Annotated in this window: 17 protein-coding genes, 2 tRNA genes and 1 riboswitch; of the genes, 8 read left to right on the plus strand and 11 right to left on the minus strand. The window is 57.7% G+C overall.

The genetic code is table 11. From position 1 onward, the window contains the following. Positions 1-4: 4 nt before the first annotated feature. The 3 genes from B9Z40_RS16445 to B9Z40_RS16455 all read right to left on the minus strand — a co-directional run bounded on the left by B9Z40_RS16445 (position 5) and on the right by B9Z40_RS16455 (position 2,900). Positions 5-973, minus strand: coding sequence for a tripartite tricarboxylate transporter substrate binding protein (locus tag B9Z40_RS16445; RefSeq protein ID WP_100174446.1), 969 nt, complete (start codon positions 971-973; stop codon positions 5-7). 3 nt (positions 974-976) lie between these two features. After that, positions 977-1,891 (minus strand): alpha/beta hydrolase, encoded by a 915-nt coding sequence (locus B9Z40_RS16450; protein ID WP_100174475.1) that lies wholly within the window; start codon positions 1,889-1,891, stop codon positions 977-979. A 115-nt stretch (positions 1,892-2,006) separates the two neighbouring features. Next, on the minus strand, positions 2,007-2,900 hold the full coding sequence (locus B9Z40_RS16455; RefSeq protein WP_158238116.1) for an alpha/beta hydrolase: 894 nt from the start codon (positions 2,898-2,900) through the stop codon (positions 2,007-2,009). Positions 2,901-3,050: 150 nt separating this feature from the next. On the opposite strand from B9Z40_RS16455, the gene B9Z40_RS16460 reads away from it, so the two are divergent. From B9Z40_RS16460 to B9Z40_RS16495, 8 genes are all read left to right on the plus strand, one after another. Further along, positions 3,051-3,968: a LysR family transcriptional regulator gene (locus tag B9Z40_RS16460; RefSeq protein WP_100174448.1), complete on the plus strand. Its 918-nt coding sequence runs from the start codon at positions 3,051-3,053 to the stop codon at positions 3,966-3,968. A gap of 44 nt (positions 3,969-4,012) precedes the next feature. Then, positions 4,013-4,465 (plus strand): MerR family transcriptional regulator, encoded by a 453-nt coding sequence (locus B9Z40_RS16465; protein ID WP_100174449.1) that lies wholly within the window; start codon positions 4,013-4,015, stop codon positions 4,463-4,465. A gap of 31 nt (positions 4,466-4,496) precedes the next feature. Then, positions 4,497-4,573: transfer RNA gene (locus B9Z40_RS16470), tRNA-Pro, on the plus strand. Between the two features lie 175 nt (positions 4,574-4,748). Further along, entirely contained in the window at positions 4,749-5,375 is a 627-nt protein-coding gene (locus B9Z40_RS16475) for a response regulator transcription factor (protein ID WP_100174450.1), read from the plus strand. After that, the gene (locus B9Z40_RS16480) at positions 5,372-5,590 is read left to right on the plus strand and encodes a hypothetical protein (RefSeq protein WP_100174451.1); all 219 of its coding nucleotides are present in this window, start codon (positions 5,372-5,374) and stop codon (positions 5,588-5,590) included. Before B9Z40_RS16475 ends, B9Z40_RS16480 begins: the two co-directional genes overlap by 4 nt. Positions 5,591-5,802: 212 nt before the next feature. After that, positions 5,803-6,507 (plus strand): class II aldolase/adducin family protein, encoded by a 705-nt coding sequence (locus B9Z40_RS16485; protein WP_100174452.1) that lies wholly within the window; start codon positions 5,803-5,805, stop codon positions 6,505-6,507. A gap of 10 nt (positions 6,508-6,517) precedes the next feature. Then, a complete protein-coding gene (locus tag B9Z40_RS16490) occupies positions 6,518-7,480 on the plus strand; it encodes a tripartite tricarboxylate transporter substrate binding protein (protein ID WP_100174453.1) in 963 nt (320 codons plus the stop codon). A 19-nt stretch (positions 7,481-7,499) separates the two neighbouring features. Beyond that, the gene (locus B9Z40_RS16495) at positions 7,500-9,452 is read left to right on the plus strand and encodes an FAD-binding monooxygenase (protein WP_100174454.1); all 1,953 of its coding nucleotides are present in this window, start codon (positions 7,500-7,502) and stop codon (positions 9,450-9,452) included. Positions 9,453-9,502: 50 nt separating this feature from the next. Here B9Z40_RS16495 and B9Z40_RS16500 read toward each other — a convergent pair. The 8 genes from B9Z40_RS16500 to B9Z40_RS16535 all read right to left on the minus strand — a co-directional run bounded on the left by B9Z40_RS16500 (position 9,503) and on the right by B9Z40_RS16535 (position 17,083). Then, a tRNA-Asn gene (locus B9Z40_RS16500) sits at positions 9,503-9,578 on the minus strand. Between the two features lie 79 nt (positions 9,579-9,657). Further along, positions 9,658-11,805 carry a TonB-dependent siderophore receptor gene (locus tag B9Z40_RS16505; protein ID WP_100174455.1) on the minus strand — a complete coding sequence of 716 codons (2,148 nt, stop codon included), beginning with the start codon at positions 11,803-11,805 and terminating at the stop codon, positions 9,658-9,660. A gap of 67 nt (positions 11,806-11,872) precedes the next feature. After that, positions 11,873-11,975, minus strand: a riboswitch (TPP riboswitch). A 28-nt stretch (positions 11,976-12,003) separates the two neighbouring features. Next, positions 12,004-13,041 carry an NAD(P)/FAD-dependent oxidoreductase gene (locus B9Z40_RS16510; RefSeq protein WP_100174456.1) on the minus strand — a complete coding sequence of 346 codons (1,038 nt, stop codon included), beginning with the start codon at positions 13,039-13,041 and terminating at the stop codon, positions 12,004-12,006. Positions 13,042-13,049: 8 nt separating this feature from the next. Next, positions 13,050-13,379, minus strand: a complete 330-nt coding sequence (gene fdxA / locus B9Z40_RS16515) for a ferredoxin FdxA (RefSeq protein ID WP_100174457.1) — start codon at positions 13,377-13,379, stop codon at positions 13,050-13,052. A gap of 159 nt (positions 13,380-13,538) precedes the next feature. After that, positions 13,539-14,819: a sulfate adenylyltransferase subunit 1 gene (locus B9Z40_RS16520; RefSeq protein WP_100174458.1), complete on the minus strand. Its 1,281-nt coding sequence runs from the start codon at positions 14,817-14,819 to the stop codon at positions 13,539-13,541. A gap of 16 nt (positions 14,820-14,835) precedes the next feature. Next, positions 14,836-15,765: a sulfate adenylyltransferase subunit CysD gene (cysD, locus tag B9Z40_RS16525; protein WP_100174459.1), complete on the minus strand. Its 930-nt coding sequence runs from the start codon at positions 15,763-15,765 to the stop codon at positions 14,836-14,838. 115 nt (positions 15,766-15,880) lie between these two features. Continuing rightward, a complete protein-coding gene (locus tag B9Z40_RS16530) occupies positions 15,881-16,636 on the minus strand; it encodes a phosphoadenylyl-sulfate reductase (protein WP_100174460.1) in 756 nt (251 codons plus the stop codon). A gap of 54 nt (positions 16,637-16,690) precedes the next feature. Next, positions 16,691-17,083: a DUF934 domain-containing protein gene (locus tag B9Z40_RS16535; RefSeq protein WP_100174461.1), complete on the minus strand. Its 393-nt coding sequence runs from the start codon at positions 17,081-17,083 to the stop codon at positions 16,691-16,693. Positions 17,084-17,131 lie beyond the last annotated feature (48 nt).

The following is a 17,131-nucleotide window of genomic DNA, read 5'->3' on the forward strand; positions in this document are numbered from 1 at the left end:
GGCTTCATTCGAGCTTGATGCCCGCTTCTTTCACCACTTTGCCCCATTTGTCGAGTTCCGAGACCATCAGCTGAGACAGTGCTGCAGGCGTCGACAAGCTGACCTCCACGCCGGCCTCATACATGGCCTTTTGGGTTTCTGGCGTGTTCATGATTTTGGCAATGTCGCTGTTCAGGCGGTTGACGATGTTGGCGGGCGTACCGGCTGGGGCCAACAGGGCCAACCAAATCGTGGCGTCGTAACCGGGCACACCCGCTTCTTGCATCGTGGGCACATTTGGCAGTTGGGGAATGCGTTTGGCACTGGTCACGGCCAAGGCGTTCAGTCGGCCGTTGGGCACTTGGGCCAGCGCATTGGGTACGCCCGCAAAACTGCTCTCAATCACACCCGCCACCAAGTCGGTGGTCGCCAAGTTGCTGCTGCGGTAGGGCACATGCTTGAGCTGTGTCTTGGTCATGGACGCAAACAAGCCGCCAATCAAATGTTGTGCACTGCCATTGCCAGATGAGGCGAAATGGATGTTGTTGGGCTGCGACTTGGCCAGAGCGATGAATTCCTGCACGTTTTTGGCAGGCACCTTGGGGTTGGTCAACAATACATAAGGCGAGTCCACCAGTTTGGTCACGGGCGCGAAGGCCTTGATCGGATCGTAGGGGACGTTCTTGTAAATCCAAGGGCTGATCACATGGGTGGACGAGACGATCAGCAGTGTGTGGCCGTCCGGTGCCGATTTGGCGACTTGGTCGGAGCCGATCATGGAGCCCGCGCCAGGTTTGTTTTCAATCACCACTGGCTGGCCCAGGCTTTCACCCAGCTTCACACCCAAAATGCGGGCCACCACATCGGTGAAACCGCCAGGCCCAAAGGGCACCACAATCTTGACGGGTTTTGTGGGGTAGTTTTGGGCCATCACGACACCACCCGACAAGGTCAACAAGGCTGCAGTGCAAACGGTGCTCAATAGCTTTTTCATGACTTATCCTTTGTACGAGGGTTCGGGTTGCGAAAAGAAGCTGTGCAGAATTTGGTAAACCATCAAATGGTTTTTCTGCTGAAAGCTGGCGTGCGAGATGCCTTGCATGATGCTGAATTGCTTGTTGGTGCAGGGCAGTAATTTGAAGAAGTTGAGCAAATCGTCCAGGCTGGCAATGCCGTCGTACTCGCCGCGCATGATGAGCGTGGCCGCCTTGACTTGGGTCGGGTCTACCAAGGGCAGCTTGGAGCACATGTCGACATAGGTGCCCGTGGGCATGGACGAGTCGAGCGTGAGGATGGCATCGGCAAACGCGTCTTTGGTGGCCTCGTCGGCACACGCTGCGTGGTCGCGGTTGAAGATGCTGTGCACAAACGCGCGGTCAATGGGGCGGCTGTTTTTGGCCAAAAACTCCGGCAATTTTTTGGCACGTTCGGCCAGTGTGGGGCTGCCTTCGCCCGTCCACACAAAGGCATCGAGTGCAATTTTGGCCACGCGCTCGGGGTGGCGTTGCGCAAACAAGGCTGCCTTCAGGGCACCCGAAGAAATGCCGTAGACCAACAGCTGCTTTGCGCCAGTGGTTTTCAGAATGTATTCGCTGCCTGCGGCCAGGTCATCGGCACCGTTGCTGATGTCGAAGTTGATGGGCCGGTGTTTGTCCGAGCGGCCATAGCCCTCGTTGTCCATGCACCAGGTGTCAAAACCGCGCTCCGCAAACCAGTCCATCACCGAAGAGTGGGGCCGGCCGGGAACGTGCAAATCGAAAGTGGGTTGTGAGGCCATGGACGAGCCATGCACAAAAAAAATCGTCCCGGCATGTGGGACTTGGGGGGATGCGGCCTTGTGCCATAAAAAAAGACGAATGTCTCCTTTGTGAGTCCAGTGCTCTTGGCCGCCTGACCATTGAACGATCGTCATGTTGTTTGTCTCCTGATCGGAATTGGGTGCTTTGAATCGAGCCTCTTTTGGGCCCTCGATGCCCTGCTGGGCATGGTGCACAGCAGGGTCGAACTGACACGCCTCAAGTGCGCATTTACATCGGCGCTTTGAGGAAGTTTTCCAAAGCAAAGTGGAACTTGTTGCGTACCACGCCCATCATGGGGTTGTGTGCAATGCCAGACAGCACCACAAACTGCTTGTCTTTGGTGGGTAAGCGTGTGAAGAAGTCGAGCAAATCGGGTTCGGCGGCAATGCCATCGAACTCACCACGGATGACCAGGGTGGGGCAGGGGATGGCTTCGGGCTTGGCCAAAGGCAAGTTGGCACACATGTCCACATAGGTGCCGGTCGGCACTTCGCTCACCAAAGGCAACTCAGCCGCAGCAATCGCCTTGGGCACGCTGTCTTCGCTGGAGCCAGGTTTGTCGCGGTTGAACATGCCTTCATAAAAGGCCAGGTCTACTTTACGGCGAGGGCTGGTGCTGTACTCAGGCAGTTTTTTGCGGCGTTGCTCCAAAGTGGGCGAACCCTCTCCGGTGTAGACCAGCGCTGACAGGCCAAGGCGCGACACGGTTTCAGGGTGCGCTTCGGTGTACAGGCAAGCGCGCAGGGCACCTGAGGATGAACCGAAAATGTTGATTTTTTCAACGCCCGTTTCCTGCAAGATGAAGGGCACGACAGAAGCCAAGTCTTTGGCACCGGTGCGCACGTCGCTGTTGCCACGACCGGACCAGCTGGAGCGGCCATAGCCCTCGTGGTCGACGGTCCAAACGTCGTAGCCGCGCTCGGCAAAGAAATCCATGACCGAATAGTCTTTTCCGCCAGGTACTTGCAGGTCATAGGTGTTGCGTCCCGACACGGTGGAGCCGTGGACCAACAACAAAACGGGCTTGGTTGCCTCGCCCGCTACGGGGGCAGTGGCGCGCTTGCGGTAAACATACAGGCGAACGTCTTCGCGGTTGACAAAATATTCTTGACTCCAGATCACGGTGGTACTGCCTTGGGTGATGGTTAAAAAAACAGATTCAGCCTGCGTAAGGAAACCCACAACAAGGACAAAACCTGCAAATGACTATACTTTTGTGAAGATGTCTATGGAAGAGGTTTTCGTGAATTCATTGTTTACAGGCTGGCCCCGATGCGCGACTTGAATGCGCTGGCCACTTTCGTAGCGGTTGTCAAAGCCAACAGCTTCACGCAGGCCGCGGACCACTGCGGCATCTCCAAGGCGCTCGTCACCCGTCATATCCAGGACCTGGAGGTCTCGCTCGGGGTCAAGCTGCTCAACCGCAGCACCCGCAAGATTGGTTTGACCCAAGCCGGGGAGCGTTTTTATGACCGTTGCGTGCGCATCGTGGCCGATGCCGACCAAGCTGTGCGCGACGTCGAAGAGCTCTCCCGAGGCTCGCACGGTCTGATTCGCATCAGCACCGCCATCACCTTTGGCCGGATGCACTTGCTGCCAGCCGTCAATGATTTTTTGATGCTCAACCCTTCTATTCAGATTGAAGTGACGCTGTCCGAGCGCTTTGCCGATCTGATTTCGGGCAACGCCGACTTGGTGGTCCGTTTGGCCGAAGAGCCCCGGCTGAGTAATTTGGTGGCCCGCCGCTTGGCCCCTGCGCGTTGGATGGTGGTGGCTTCGCCCGACTACATTGCCCGGCATGGCGTGCCGTTGACACCCCGAGACCTGCTCGATTTCAATTGCCTGGTGTATGACCGACCCAAAGGCGGCGACTGGCGCTTCAAGGGGCGCGACGGCGAACAAAGCATCAAGGTCTCGGGCAATTTACGGTCCAACGTGGCCGAGGGCTTGATCGACGCAGCCATTGCCGGTCTGGGTGTTGCGGCGCTGCCCTCATTTGCGATTGCCCCCCATTTGGCATCGGGCCAGTTGGTGGCCTTGCTGACGGACTACCAGTTGCCAGAAAGCACGCTGTATGCGGTTTTTTTGCCCGACCGCAGATTGCCAGAGCGCATCCGCACCTTTGTTCAGTTTTTGGCCGACCGTTTTTCTTCAGACGCTTACTGGAAATTGGGTCGCATGCCCGACTGAGTTGCAGTAAGCTACGAGGTTTTCCACGCAACTTGTTGTCGTTCATGGACAGTCCGCTTCCACCCATACCTGCGAAACGCTACTTCACCATCGGTGAAGTGGGCGAATTGTGCGGCGTCAAGCCGCATGTGTTGCGCTATTGGGAGCAAGAATTCACACAGTTGCGGCCCGTCAAACGCCGTGGCAATCGCCGCTATTACCAGCATCATGAGGTGTTGATGATTCGGCGCATCCGTGACTTGCTCTACGACCAAGGCTTCACCATCAGCGGGGCGCGCAACCGCTTGCAAGAGTTGGTTCAGTCTGACCGTTCAGGGCGGCATGAAATAGCCGGCGAGGACATGGAGGGCAACGAGTCAGCAATTGCCGCGGATGAAATGGCGGGTGCCACTGCCGCATGGTCGACTCTGGCGCCCTTTGACTGGGGTGATACCGGCAATTTGGGCCATTCGCTTCACCAAGAACTCGTTGAAATTAGGGCCATGCTGACCCTGTAAAGGGTATTTATCCGGTTATACTTTTGCTTGTCGGCGTGTAGCGCAGCCTGGTAGCGCACTTGCATGGGGTGCAAGGGGTCGCGAGTTCGAATCCCGCCACGCCGACCATTGATCTGATGAAGGCTTCTAACTAGCAGTAGTTAGAAGCCTTTTTGTTTTTACCTGGTGCACGTCGTTAAGCCTCAAGCGCTTTGATATCAAATTTTGTTATCCCTAAAGGGGGATATGCAGACAGTTAATTTGAAACTATTATCAATAACCCTGATGATTTTTATAGTTTTCAATGAATCCCAAGTCCAACGGTCATGTTTATGTTGTCGATGACAACCTTGACATCCGTATCTATTTGACCGATTTGCTCCGGCAAATGGACTACAGCGTTGAAAGTTTTGACAGTGCACAGTCGTTTTTGACCCAGTCTTTTGACGTTTCCCCAGCGGTTTTGGTGTTGGACGTTCGCATGCCTCTCATGTCGGGCACGGAGTTGCAACAAACGATGAAGGACTTGGGCCGCCAAACGCCCATCATTTTCATCAGCGGCGAAAGCCATTCAGAAGAAATCATTCAGGCCATGAAAGGCCAACCCATTGAGTTTTTACTCAAGCCATTCCAGATCCAAAGCTTGATTGACGCGATTGACAAGGGCTTGGCCTTGGATGGTCAGAATCGAAAAAATTTCATTCAAAAAAACGAAATTCGCCGCAAGTGGCAAACCTTGTCTGCCCGTGAGCGTGATGTCTTTGTGCTGATGTTGGACGGGCATGCCAACAAAGGCATTTCAGAGCGGCTGGACATCTTGCCAGACACCGCCAAAAAGCACCGTGCCAACGTGTTGCAAAAAATGCAGACGCCCCAGTTGGCCGATTTGCTGGCCTTGTGCAAGGGCTTGGACCCGAAGGCCTTTGAATGAACAAGGAAATTTGGACCGAGGAAGACGCCTTCTTGTTGAAGCAACTGCGAGAAGCCATGGGTTTGGACACCGTGGCGCTGGCCATTCAAAATGCTTTGTCGAACGCCCAAATCCAGCAACTGGAAAATGGGGGGCACACCTCTTTTTATTCGCCAGCGATCAAAGCCCAAGCGGGTCGCCGCTTGCTGCAAAAATTGCAAGCCCCTAAGTCCTGAGATCTCAGGCGAGAACGGACACTTCTGTGAACAGGGCGGGAGGGGCTGATTCTCTGAATCTGCTGGCGTAGGTTTTACAGTCAAGTTTGTTACACCCAAGCGATAAGACGCGTGCTGAAATGTCCCGGTTCAACAGTTGACCGTTTGGTACTTTGTCAAAACGGATAGCCTCAAAAGTTGTTGACAAACTTATCCATCAACGGGAGCAGCCAATGGCCGCCAATCAGACACAACAAAGACTTATCGAATCCGGACTCATCATCGACCATTACGACCTTGGCGATTTGACGCGAGGGCATGTGTCGATTCGTGTTCCGGGCGACCCTGACCACTTTTACATGAAGCCGCACAGTTTTGGCTTTGATGAGATCACACCCGAGAACATGGTGCTGTGCAATATGGACGGCGAAAAAGTCGGCGGCACAGGCCGCAAGCACAGCGAGGTGTACATCCACTCTGAAATTTACAAGTCGCGCCCTGACGTGAACAGCGTGATCCATGCACACCCGACCTATTCGGTCGCTTTTTCTGCGACCGGCAAGCAACTCCAGCCCATTAGTCAGCCCAGTGTGGCGTTCGCTGATGGCTTGCCTTATTTTGACGAAGCGATTGATTTGATCCGTTCACCTGCCTTGGGTGCCGGTGTTGCGAAGGCCCTGGGCCCATGCAAGGCCGTGTTGATGCGCAACCATGGTGTCTCGGTGGTGGGTGCGTCGGTCGATGAAGCCACCATCTTGTTGATCATGCTCGAGAACGCATGTCAGATTCAGTTGGCGGCCATGTCGGCAGGCGTGGGTCAAACATTCAGTGCCGATGAAATCAAAAAGTTGCATTTCGACATCACCCGACCAGAGCAGTACACGATCAACTTTGACTACTTGGTTCGGAAAATCAAAAGACGTCAAAACAGTCAATAAGGTGCTTGCCATGTTGTGTAAAAAATTAGGGGCGCTACTGGGGCTCGGTCTGCTTTGCACGTCGCTGATGGCGCAGGACTACCCACAAAAAACAGTGCGCTTGATTTCACCCATTCCTCCAGGCGGCGCGCCTGACTTGATTGCACGCGCGGTGGGTCAGCGTTTGGCGCAAGTTTGGTCCCAATCCGTGGTGATTGAAAACAAGGTGGGTTCGAACGGCCAACTGGCCGCTGAGTTTGTGGCGCGCGCCACGCCAGATGGCTACACCTTGCTGGTGGGGATGGACAGCTTGTTTGTGATCAACCCCTACCTTTACAAACAATCACCCCTCGATGTGAACAAGGAGCTCATTCCGATTGCAACGCTGGGCGCCAACCAATTTGTGTTGGCCATCAACCCCAACTTGCCGGTGAAAAATTTTCCGGAGTTCATTGAATACGCCAAAAAAACCAAGCCCACTTTGGCTTACGCATCGGGTGGCAACGGAAGCCAGCATCACCTGACGATGGAGATGCTCAAGGCCAGAGCCAATATGGACCTTTTGCATGTGCCCTACAAAGGGGGCACGCCTGCGACCACCGCGACGATCGGTGGTGAAACTGTGGCCATGTTTTCAGGGACGGCCAATGCTGCTTTGATCAAAGCCGGCAAGTTGAAAGCGATTGCGGTCAGTGGGGCTGCACGCTCTAAACTCATGCCCGATATTCCAACGATTGCCGAGTTCTATCCAGGCTTTGACAACACCATTTGGATTGGATTGTTTGCCCCCAGAGGAACACCCGATCCGATAGTTCAGCGGCTGCGCAGAGATGTCGCCCGCGTATTGGCGTCGCCAGAGCTGACAGAAGTCTTTGCAGGCGCAGGGGGCATCGAGCCCATGATCACGTCCGTCGAAGAAATGCAGCGGCTCATGAAAAGTGACCAAGCCAAGTACAGCAAGTTGATTGGCGACCTCAAGCTCAAGATCGATTAACACTTTTAGAGTCAGCAACATGCAATTTCATCTCAATGGTTTCACGCCCGGAGACCCTCAGGTCTTTGCTGCAGCACCCAATGCGCAAGCGCAGCAAGCCCATGGCCATTTGCCCTTGGAAGTCGATGTCTTGATCGTCGGGTCTGGACCTGCGGGCTTGACCTTGGCGGCACAACTGGCAGCGTTTTCGGACATCACAACCTGTACCGTGGAGCAAAAGCCGGGCCCCATGGAAAAGGGCCAGGCCGACGGCGTGGCTTGCAGGTCGATGGAGATGTTCAACGCTTTTGGCTTTGCTGAAAAGCTGATGAAAGAAGCCTACTGGGTCAATGAGACCACCTTTTGGAAGCCCGATCCGAATGCGCCGCAAAACATCGTGCGGGGTGGGCAAATTTACGACACGGAAGAGGGTTTGTCCGAGTTTCCCCACGTCATCTTGAACCAAGCGCGCGTCCACGATTACTACCTGGAGGTCATGCGCCAATCGCCATCCCGATCGGAGCCTTTTTATTCACGTCGATTGCTCGATGTGGTGGTGAGCCCGCCGGATGTTGCAGGCCCGACCGACCATGCCGTGACGGCTCGGTTTGAGCGTCTGGATGCCCCGTACGAAGGCCAAATAGAAACAGTCAAGGCGCGTTATGTGGTGGGGTGTGACGGTGCTCGCAGTGAAGTGCGCAAGTCCATTGGCCGAGTCCTGAAGGGTGACTCCGCCAACAAAGCCTGGGGTGTGATGGATGTTTTGGCGGTGACGGACTTCCCGGACATCCGCATGAAAAGCTTGATCCAATCGGCTGACCAAGGCTCTATCTTGATCATTCCCCGAGAGGGCGGTTACCTCGCTCGAATTTACGTCGAGATGGACAAGCTGGATGCGTCCGAGCGTGTCGCTGAGCGCAACATCACGGTGGATCAGTTGATCGATACTGCCAATCGCGTTTTCCATCCCTACAGCATCGATGTGAAAGAGGTGATTTGGTGGTCGGTCTACGAAATTGGTCAGCGCTTGACGGACAAGTTTGACGATGTGCCCGAGGAGGAGATGGCCACTCGTTATCCCCATGTGTTCATTGCGGGCGATGCCTGCCACACCCACAGCCCTAAGGCGGGCCAGGGCATGAATGTGTCCATGGGTGATGCTTTCAACCTTGGGTGGAAGTTGGCGGCAGTGTTGCGTGGGCAGAGCTCACCCAAGTTGTTGCACACCTACTCGCAAGAACGACAAGGTGTGGCCCAACGCTTGATCGACTTTGACCGTGAATGGTCCAAGATCATCAGTGCGCGGCCCAAGTTCGCACAAGATGTGGCGACCGATGGTTATGACCCGAAGCAATTCCAAGACTATTTCGTCCAGAGTGGTCGGTTCACGGCCGGGACAGCGATTCAATACGCGCCGGCCTTGCTGACCGCACACGGTCAACACCAGCATTTGGCAACAGGCTTTGAGATCGGCATGCGCTTTCATTCTGCGCCTGTGATTCGATTGGCCGATGGCAAACCTGTGCACTTGGGTCACACGGTGTTGGCCGATGGTCGCTGGCGTTTGTTTGCTTTTGCGGATGCGGCGAACCCTGCAGCTCCCAATGCGCTGCGCAAGCTGTGCACGTTTTTGGCTGAATCGCCTCAGTCGCCTGTGCGCATGTTCACGCCCGAGGGTGCCGATGCCGATGCCGTGATCGATGTGCGTGCAGTGTTTCAACAAGGACACCACGACATCGAGTTGTCCGACATGCCCGCGTTCTTGTTGCCACGCAAGGGCAAACACGGACTGATCGACTATGAAAAGATGTTCTGTCCAGACTTGGTCAGTGGGCAGGACATTTTCGCCATGCGCGGAGTTTCTCGCGAACAGGGTTGCATCGTGGTCGTGAGGCCAGATCAGTACATTGCCCATGTCTTGCCGCTGGACGCCTGTGATGAGCTGTCCGCATTCTTTGCGTCATTCATGACAATGCCTGAAAAGCTTTCTTGAAACCTGGCAAAGAAAAAGCCCCTGCAATGGCTTGCAGGGGCTTTACTTTTTGGCTCCTCGACCTGGGCTCGAACCAGGGACCTACGGATTAACAGTCCGGCGCTCTACCGACTGAGCTATCGAGGAATAGCTTCGAATTATAGTGGTGTTTTTGGCCTGTTTTGAGAGGGGGGCGAAGATTTTTTGAAAATCTCGTGACATCCTTTTAGAAGCTGGCTTTCACACCCAAACGCAGAGTTCGAGGTGCGCCGGGGTACAGGTAGTAATGGCCAAATTGCTTGGGCGATTCGCGCCAGTAATGGCGATCGGTCAAGTTGTCGACGGCCAGTGTCCATTGCGTCCGTGTGCCACTGATGCGCGTGTCGTAATGTGCGGCGAAATCCAGTGTGGTCCAGCTGGGGAGGTTGATGCTGCCGTCTTCGGTCACCCGCCGTGCGCCTTCATGGCTCAGGCGCAGGCTGGTGCGCAGGCCAGGGACATCGGCAAATCGGTATTGGGCAAGAGCCCGCAAGGTCAGTGCAGGGACGTTCAGGGGCTTGGACCCGTTCAGGGCGGTGTTGAGCAACGCACCCGAGAGGCGGGCGTCAAGCCATTGCGCCTGACCTGCCAGCTGCCACTGCTGATGACGCCATTGAAGACCTGCGTCCAGGCCTTTGTGGGTTTGGGTGCCATCGACGACGCGTTCGCCCGCGAAGTCATAGGCCGCTGGGCGCTCGATGTGGAAGAGCGCTGTGTTCCAACTCAGTGTGCTGCCAACTTTGCCTTTGGCCCCCAGTTCGACCTGCTTGCTTCTCTGAACACCTAAAAACTGTCCCGCGTTGGCATAGTTGGCGTTGTTGGGCGCTGCGAACAATTCGACGCCCTCGCCATAAGAGGCATAAGCGGTCGACCCGTGGCTGTATTCGTGGGAAAGCGCAAGCCAAGGCGTGGTGAATCCGGTGCTTTGGTGTTGGGGGTTGGGGTTGGCGGCATCCAGCGAAACGGTGCTGCGATCACTTTGGGTGTGGCGCAGGCCGAACCAAGCGGATGTTTTCGCAGTCAGTTCGATGCGGTCCGTCATGGCCAGTTCGGTGCTGTACTCGCTGCGGTTGACGTTGGCGTAGGTTTGATCAAGCACTTGGACCGGGACTGGACTGCCGTTGGCTGCGCTGGTGCCCGCGTAGCTGTAGAGCTGTGTTGCTTGAAGTCGGTCAAGTTGGCGGCTTCGCGCTGCGCTGAATGTCAGGTTGTGCGTGAGACCTGCCACTTTCATCTGTCCAGTCAGGCTGCTCTGCAGGGCCTCTGTCAGGCGCCGTTCGTTGTCGCTGCGGTAGTCGTAAACGTCGAAGCTGCCGTCGGCATAAAAGCGGTCACAGTTGCCCCCGCACCCGAAACCAAATGAAAGGCGGTCATCGGTTCGCAGGTGTTGAGCGCCATACTGAGTGCTCCATAACCAGCCTTGCCCCAAGGCTTGTTTGAAACGGATGGAGCCAGTGGTCGCACCAAAAATGGCGGGTACGGACCACGATTGCCGAGTGAGGTTGGTTTTTGGATCCACAACAGGCGGCAAACCTGTTGCGCCTTCCCACAGGCTGTAGCCATTCACCCCCATTTGTTGACGTTCGCTGCGCTCGATCTCCCATTCCAATTTGGTGTCGGGCGTGATGCGCCAATCCATGGCCAGTGCCAGCAGTTGGCGGTGACCTTTGGTGTTTTGAATGAACGGGTTCAAGTCTTCGTAGGCCGCATTGAAGCGGTAGCCCAGTGCCTGGTCTTGGCCAAAGCGGCCGCCCAAATCGAGGCCGATGCTGCTGCTTTGGCCACCGCCGTAGCTGGCGCTGACCGAGCGGATGGTTTCGTCCTTGGCCGAAGGCGGGCGCTTGACCACGTAGTTGACCAAGCCCCCCGGGGCGCTGGTGCCAGCTTGAATACCGCTGGTGCCTTTGAACAACTCGATGCGTTCTTTGTTGTCCATGGGGATCATGGTCTCGGCCGAGATCGGCAGTCCCTCGCGGCGGTAGTTGTAGCGGTTGTCCAGCGTGTAGCCGCGCACGCTCAGGCTGTCCCAATAAGCGGGTGAGTTGTAGCTGTCGGCCACACTGGCGTCGAGGCGCAGGGCGTCAGAGACTCGTTGAGCCCCGATGTCTTGCAGGGTCTGCTGGTCAATGCTGACGGCGCTGAAGGGCGCTTTGCCGAGCGGCACATCGCCAAATCCACTGACCTGCGAGGGCGCGCTATCGGTGATGGTGATTTCAGTCTGGCTTTGTGCATGGGCGCTGCCCAGCATCAGCAGGGTAACGGCGCTTGCGATGTGACTGGCGCGGAATGTTCTGCGGTCAGTTGACCGACTTGAAAATGGCGAAAAAAATGCCATGACGTTTTTCCTTCAACGTTATGGCAGGTCGGCTGGCTCGGAACGGTTGGCACCCTGAAAGGGCGGTGGTTCTTTTGACAAGCTTCCCTGCGCGAGGATTACCTCAATCAGGTTCAAAGGGACTTTCTCAGTCGAGGGCCTCACGGTCCTCAACACCCCTAGCGAATGCGCCGATCAATGAACGGTGCGATTTGTATTTTAGGCGATGCCCAAGCGCTGTTGCAGCAAGGTGGAGGTTGTCGTGTACTGCAGCAGGGTCTTTTCTGCGGGTCGCAGCAGGCTCACGGCACCGAAAGCCGCCAAGGTGGCTTCGTGAAAACCGCAGAGGATGAGCTTCTTTTTGCCGGGGTAGGTGTTGATATCCCCAACGGCAAAGATGCCTGCTTCGGAGGTTGCGAAATTCTCGGTGTTGACCACCAATTGCTTGCGCTCCATGGCCAGGCCCCATTGCGCCACAGGGCCCAACTTTGGGGACAGGCCCAGGCAAGTTTGCAAGACATCGAGGTTCAGCCACTCGGTTTCGCCTTGTGGGTTGAGCAGTTCCAGCGCTTGCAATTGGCCTTGTTCGGTCCTAAGACGCGTGGGCTGACCCGCCACAAAGCGCATGCGGCCCTCTGAGCAGGCTTGGCGCATTTTTTCGACCGATTCGGGTGCGGCACTGAACTGATCGCGGCGGTGCAGCAGCGTGACGCTGGCGGCGGCTTGTGGGCCTTGGCAGGCATTGAGGCAAGTTTGCAGGGCTGCGTCGCCGTCGCCGGCCACCACGAGGTGCAAGCCTGCCCAGCGTTCGGGGGCAGGGTGTTCGGCAAAAACTTGCGTTCCCTCAAAAGCACTCAGGCCGTCCAGCACCATGCGGCGAGGCACGAAGGCACCGACGCCAGCGGCGATGAACAGGGTCGAGGTGAGAAAGCGTTGACCTGAATCGGTCGTGACGGCCAAGCGCTGGTCGGCTTGGCGTTCAATTTGGCTGACTTGTTGGCCCAGATGCAGCGTGGGTTTGAAGGGGGAGATTTGCTGTTGAAGGCGATCCACCAGTTCTTGTCCGGTGCAAAAAGGGATGCCTGGGATGTCGTAAATGGGTTTGCCCGCATACAACTCGGCGCACTGACCTCCCACATGGGGCAGGGCGTCGACCACATGGCAGTGAATGCCTTGCAAGCCCAGTTGAAACACCTGGAACAAGCCCACTGGGCCTGCGCCGATCACCAGGGCTTCTGTTTCGATCGGCAAATCCATGGGCAAATTCAGCGAACCAATTGCGCCAATTTGCCGGTTTTGTCTTTCCAGGCATCGGCGTCGGCCATGGGGGCTTTGCGCTTGGTGATGCTTTTCCAGCCAGGCAACAGGGCCAGCTGGGCATTGAGTTTGGTCATGTGCTGCTGGTCGGCGGGCAGGTCTTCTTCGGCGTAAATCGCGTTGACGGGGCACTCTGGGATGCACACGGCGCAATCAATGCACTCATCGGGGTCGATGGTCAAGAAGTTGGGGCCTTCGCGAAAGCAATCCACCGGGCAAACATCCACACAGTCGGTGTATTTGCACTGGATGCAGGATTCGGAAACAACGTGGGTCATGGTGGGCTCGGAAAATTGATCAGCGCGGTCAAATTTACGCTGTGGGTGTGATTTTAAGGGAGATCTCTTGCCCTCTGTGGGAGCGAGCCCCTGCTCGCGAAGGGGTTGGATGCCACGCGCTTTCGTCCGCAGGGGCGGACTCCCACAGAAGATGTGTCTTCACTGGACCAGCACGGCGCCTGAGGTCTTGTGGCTGGCCGTGTCCACCAACACCAGCGCGCCCAAGATGCGCGATTGGGCAAAGGGCAGGGTGACCAAAGGCTCTTGCAGGGCCAGGGTGACGTGTCCGATGGCGTTGGGGGCCAGTTCGGTGGCTTCTTCTTCGGCCAGGGTGTTCACGTTCAGGCGGTGCACCACGCGCTGCACCTTGACCTTGACCCAGCGGTGGCCGTGCAGCGCCCAGTAAAGGCGCCCTGCCACCAGAGGTTCGTCGTCCATCCAGGCGATGGTGGTGCTGAGCTGGCGCTGGCCTTCGGGGGCACCTTCGGCTGCCAAGAGCCAATCGCCACGCGACACGTCCACCTCGCGGTCGAGCACGATGCCTGCGCTGTGGCCAGCGGCCTTGTTTTGCGGCTGGCGGGTGGCCGACAGCACTTGCGAGACCACGGCGGTTTGGCCGCTGGGGAACACTTTGACGGTCTGGCCCGGCTCAATGCTGCCCGTGGCCACGCGGCCCCAGAACACGCGGCGGCCTTGGGTGGTCACACCGGAATCGTGAAACTTTTCAACCCACTGCACCGGGAAGCTGAAGGCCACATCCGTTTCGGCGGGCGTCACAGGCAGGTCTTCCAGGATGCTCAAAAGGCTGGGACCGGTGTAGCCGCACCAGTCGGTCTGGTCATTGTTCTCGGTGCTCACCACGTTCCAGCCCTTGAGGGCCGACACGGGCACCATGGCTGCGATGGTGATGCCCGCCTCTTGCGCGAACTTGTTCAAAGCGCCTGCGATGTTGTTGTAGGCCACAGTGGCATCGGCCACGGCGTCGAGCTTGTTGATGGCGAACACCACAGACGGCACGCGCAACATGTTCACCAGCAGCGAGTGGCGGCGGGTTTGTGGCAGCAGCTGCAGGTCGGGGTTGGCCCAGTCGAGCTTGATGGCATCGACCAACACCACGGCCGCGTCAGCGCTGGAGGCGGCCGTGACCATGTTGCGGGTGTACTGCTCGTGGCCGGGTGCGTCGCCGATGATGAACTTGCGCGCTTCGGTGTTGAAGTAGCGATACGCCACGTCGATGGTGATGCCTTGCTCGCGCTCGGCGGAGAGGCCGTCGGTCAGCAGAGCCAAATCGGTTTCACCCGAGCGCTGTACACCGGCCAGGTGGTCTTGCAGCACGGCTTTGGTGTCCACCAGCAGGCGGCCAATCAGGGTGCTCTTGCCGTCGTCGACCGAGCCGCAGGTGATGAATTTGAGGGCAGAAAAGTGTTGTTCGTTGTGCATGTCTTTTGCTCCCTGATCAGAAATAGCCGTCTTTTTTGCGCTTCTCCATCGAAGCCTCGGAGGTCTTGTCGTCCATGCGGGTCGCGCCGCGCTCACTCACATCGGCGGCCAGCGTCTCGATCACGATTTGCTCGGGCGTGGCTGCAGTGCTTTCCACCGGGCAGGTGCAGGTGATGTCGCCCACGGTACGGAAACGCACGTCACGCACCACCACTTCTTCACCGTCTTTGGGTGGTGTCAGCTCGGTCACCGGCACCAAGAGGCCCCGGCGGTCCACCACTTCGCGCTTGTGGGTGTAGTAGATCGAGGGCAGGGCGATGTTTTCGCGAGCGATGTACTGCCATACGTCCAGCTCGGTCCAGTTGCTGATCGGGAACACGCGAAAGTGCTCGCCCGGTTGCAAACGGGTGTTGAACAGCGTCCACAGCTCAGGGCGCTGGGCCTTGGGCTGCCACTGGCCGAAGCTGTCGCGGTGCGAAAAGATGCGCTCCTTGGCACGGGCTTTTTCTTCGTCGCGGCGGGCGCCACCAATCAGGGCGTCAAAGCGGAACTCTTCAATCGCTTCGAGCAGCGTCACCGACTGGTGCACATTGCGGCTCTCACCCGGATGGGCCAGGCGCACGGTGCCTTTTTTCATGGAGTCTTCAACGCTGCGCACGATCAGCTCGGCACCCAGTTCCTTGGCTCGCGAGTCGCGGAAGTCGGTCACTTCGGTGAAGTTGTGGCCGGTGTCGATCATCAGCAGCGGGTAAGGGATTCGCCCAGCGCCAAAAGCCTTCTCGGCGCACTTGAGCATGACCAGCGAGTCTTTGCCGCCCGAAAATAGCAGGGTGGGGCGCTCGAAGGCGGCGGCGACTTCGCGCAGGATGAAGATCGTTTCTTCTTCCAGTGCGTCCAGGTGGCTGTTGCTCAGGGTGTGCAACTCGGTTTGTGTCATGGCGTTCATATGCGGTCTCAGGTTCAATGTGGGAGCGACGCCCTCGTCGCGATGGTTTTTGTGACCCTGCTGGGCAGCTTTCGCGACGGGGGCGTCGCTCCTACAGATACAGGAATCTCAGCGTTTAATTTTTGACGTGCAGTCCGCATTCTTTGGCCGCCTCGTCTTCCCACCACCAGCGTCCGGCGCGGAACTCTTCGCCCAGGCTGATGGCGCGGGTGCAAGGGGCGCAGCCAATGCTGGGGAAAAACTGGTCGTGCAGCGGGTTGTAGTCCACTTGGTTCGTGGCGATGTAGTGCCACACGTCGCCCCAGGTCCAGCGGGCCAAAGGGTTGAACTTGTACAGCGACTTGGTGGCCACTTCGCTCTCGTCGAGCAAAGGCACCTCGGCGCGGGCCGCAGATTGCTCTTGACGTAGACCGGTGATCCAGGCTTTTTGCCCTTTCAAGGCGCGGGCCAGCGGCTCCATCTTGCGCACGCCGCAGCAGGCTTTGCGCAGTTCCATCGACTTGTAAATCGCATCCTGTCCTTGGTCGCGCACGAACTGGATCACCGATTCCTGCACCGGGCGGTACACCACGATGGGCGCACGCGAATGCGCTTGGGTGCGCTCCAGCAAGGCCAGGGTTTCGGTGTGCAGCGCGCCGGTTTCCAGCACGAACACCGGTATGTCCAATTGCAGGCTGTTGATGAGGTGGGTGATCACCACGTCTTCGGCGCCCAGGCTGGAGGCCTGCGTCACGGGGGCGAACTCGGCCGCAGCGCGGCGCAGCAGCGCCTGGGTCTCGGCCAGCTTGGCGGCAAAGTCAGGGCTGGCGTTGGCGTTTTGCTCGGTGGCTTTGGCCGGAGCTTGGCGTGAAGAGATCAAGGAAGAAGTCATGTGGTGTAGGAGCCGCTCCCTCGCGGCGATGAAACAGAGGTGAATGACCGGAAGTTATCGCGACGGGGGCGTCGCTCCCACAGCAAAGTGAGGTTGCGTCTCCACGGCCGAGCCTTGGTAGAAACCGGCATAGCGGTCCAGCTGGCGCTGGGCGGCGCTGGCATCCACGCCGTCTTTGAGCACGGCCACGTCAAAGCCGGTGCGCTGCATCTGCACCAACTGGTCGATCAGCACATCGCCCGTGGCGCGCAGCTCGCCCGTGAAGCGCAGGCGGCGGCGCAGCAAAAAGGCCTGGCTGTAGGCGCGGCCATCGGTGAATGCCGGGAACTGCAGGTCAATGCGGGTGACGCCGTTCAGGTCGAGCGTGCGCGGGTCCACGTCGTTGGCCAGCGTGAGGACGGCAGGCGATTCAACGGCTGGGTGTTCTTGTGCGGTGATGATTTTCATGGGGTCTGTTTGTGGTGTTCTGTGGGAGGCTGCCCCTGCGGCCGAATG

The organism is Limnohabitans sp. 15K (assembly GCF_002778285.1).
Taxonomy (GTDB): domain Bacteria; phylum Pseudomonadota; class Gammaproteobacteria; order Burkholderiales; family Burkholderiaceae_C; genus Limnohabitans_A.

Excerpts from the sequence above, each read along its gene's own strand:
- B9Z40_RS16445 (WP_100174446.1), bottom strand. The coding sequence starts at position 973 with ATGAAAAAGCTATTGAGCACCGTTTGCACTGCAGCCTTGTTGACCTTG.
- B9Z40_RS16450 (WP_100174475.1), bottom strand. The coding sequence starts at position 1,891 with ATGACGATCGTTCAATGGTCAGGCGGCCAAGAGCACTGGACTCACAAA.
- B9Z40_RS16460 (WP_100174448.1), top strand. The coding sequence starts at position 3,051 with ATGCGCGACTTGAATGCGCTGGCCACTTTCGTAGCGGTTGTCAAAGCC.
- B9Z40_RS16465 (WP_100174449.1), top strand. The coding sequence starts at position 4,013 with ATGGACAGTCCGCTTCCACCCATACCTGCGAAACGCTACTTCACCATC.
- B9Z40_RS16475 (WP_100174450.1), top strand. The coding sequence starts at position 4,749 with ATGAATCCCAAGTCCAACGGTCATGTTTATGTTGTCGATGACAACCTT.
- B9Z40_RS16480 (WP_100174451.1), top strand. The coding sequence starts at position 5,372 with ATGAACAAGGAAATTTGGACCGAGGAAGACGCCTTCTTGTTGAAGCAA.
- B9Z40_RS16485 (WP_100174452.1), top strand. The coding sequence starts at position 5,803 with ATGGCCGCCAATCAGACACAACAAAGACTTATCGAATCCGGACTCATC.
- B9Z40_RS16490 (WP_100174453.1), top strand. The coding sequence starts at position 6,518 with ATGTTGTGTAAAAAATTAGGGGCGCTACTGGGGCTCGGTCTGCTTTGC.
- B9Z40_RS16495 (WP_100174454.1), top strand. The coding sequence starts at position 7,500 with ATGCAATTTCATCTCAATGGTTTCACGCCCGGAGACCCTCAGGTCTTT.
- B9Z40_RS16505 (WP_100174455.1), bottom strand. The coding sequence starts at position 11,805 with ATGGCATTTTTTTCGCCATTTTCAAGTCGGTCAACTGACCGCAGAACA.
- B9Z40_RS16510 (WP_100174456.1), bottom strand. The coding sequence starts at position 13,041 with ATGGATTTGCCGATCGAAACAGAAGCCCTGGTGATCGGCGCAGGCCCA.
- fdxA (WP_100174457.1), bottom strand. The coding sequence starts at position 13,379 with ATGACCCACGTTGTTTCCGAATCCTGCATCCAGTGCAAATACACCGAC.
- B9Z40_RS16520 (WP_100174458.1), bottom strand. The coding sequence starts at position 14,819 with ATGCACAACGAACAACACTTTTCTGCCCTCAAATTCATCACCTGCGGC.
- cysD (WP_100174459.1), bottom strand. The coding sequence starts at position 15,765 with ATGAACGCCATGACACAAACCGAGTTGCACACCCTGAGCAACAGCCAC.
- B9Z40_RS16530 (WP_100174460.1), bottom strand. The coding sequence starts at position 16,636 with ATGACTTCTTCCTTGATCTCTTCACGCCAAGCTCCGGCCAAAGCCACC.
- B9Z40_RS16535 (WP_100174461.1), bottom strand. The coding sequence starts at position 17,083 with ATGAAAATCATCACCGCACAAGAACACCCAGCCGTTGAATCGCCTGCC.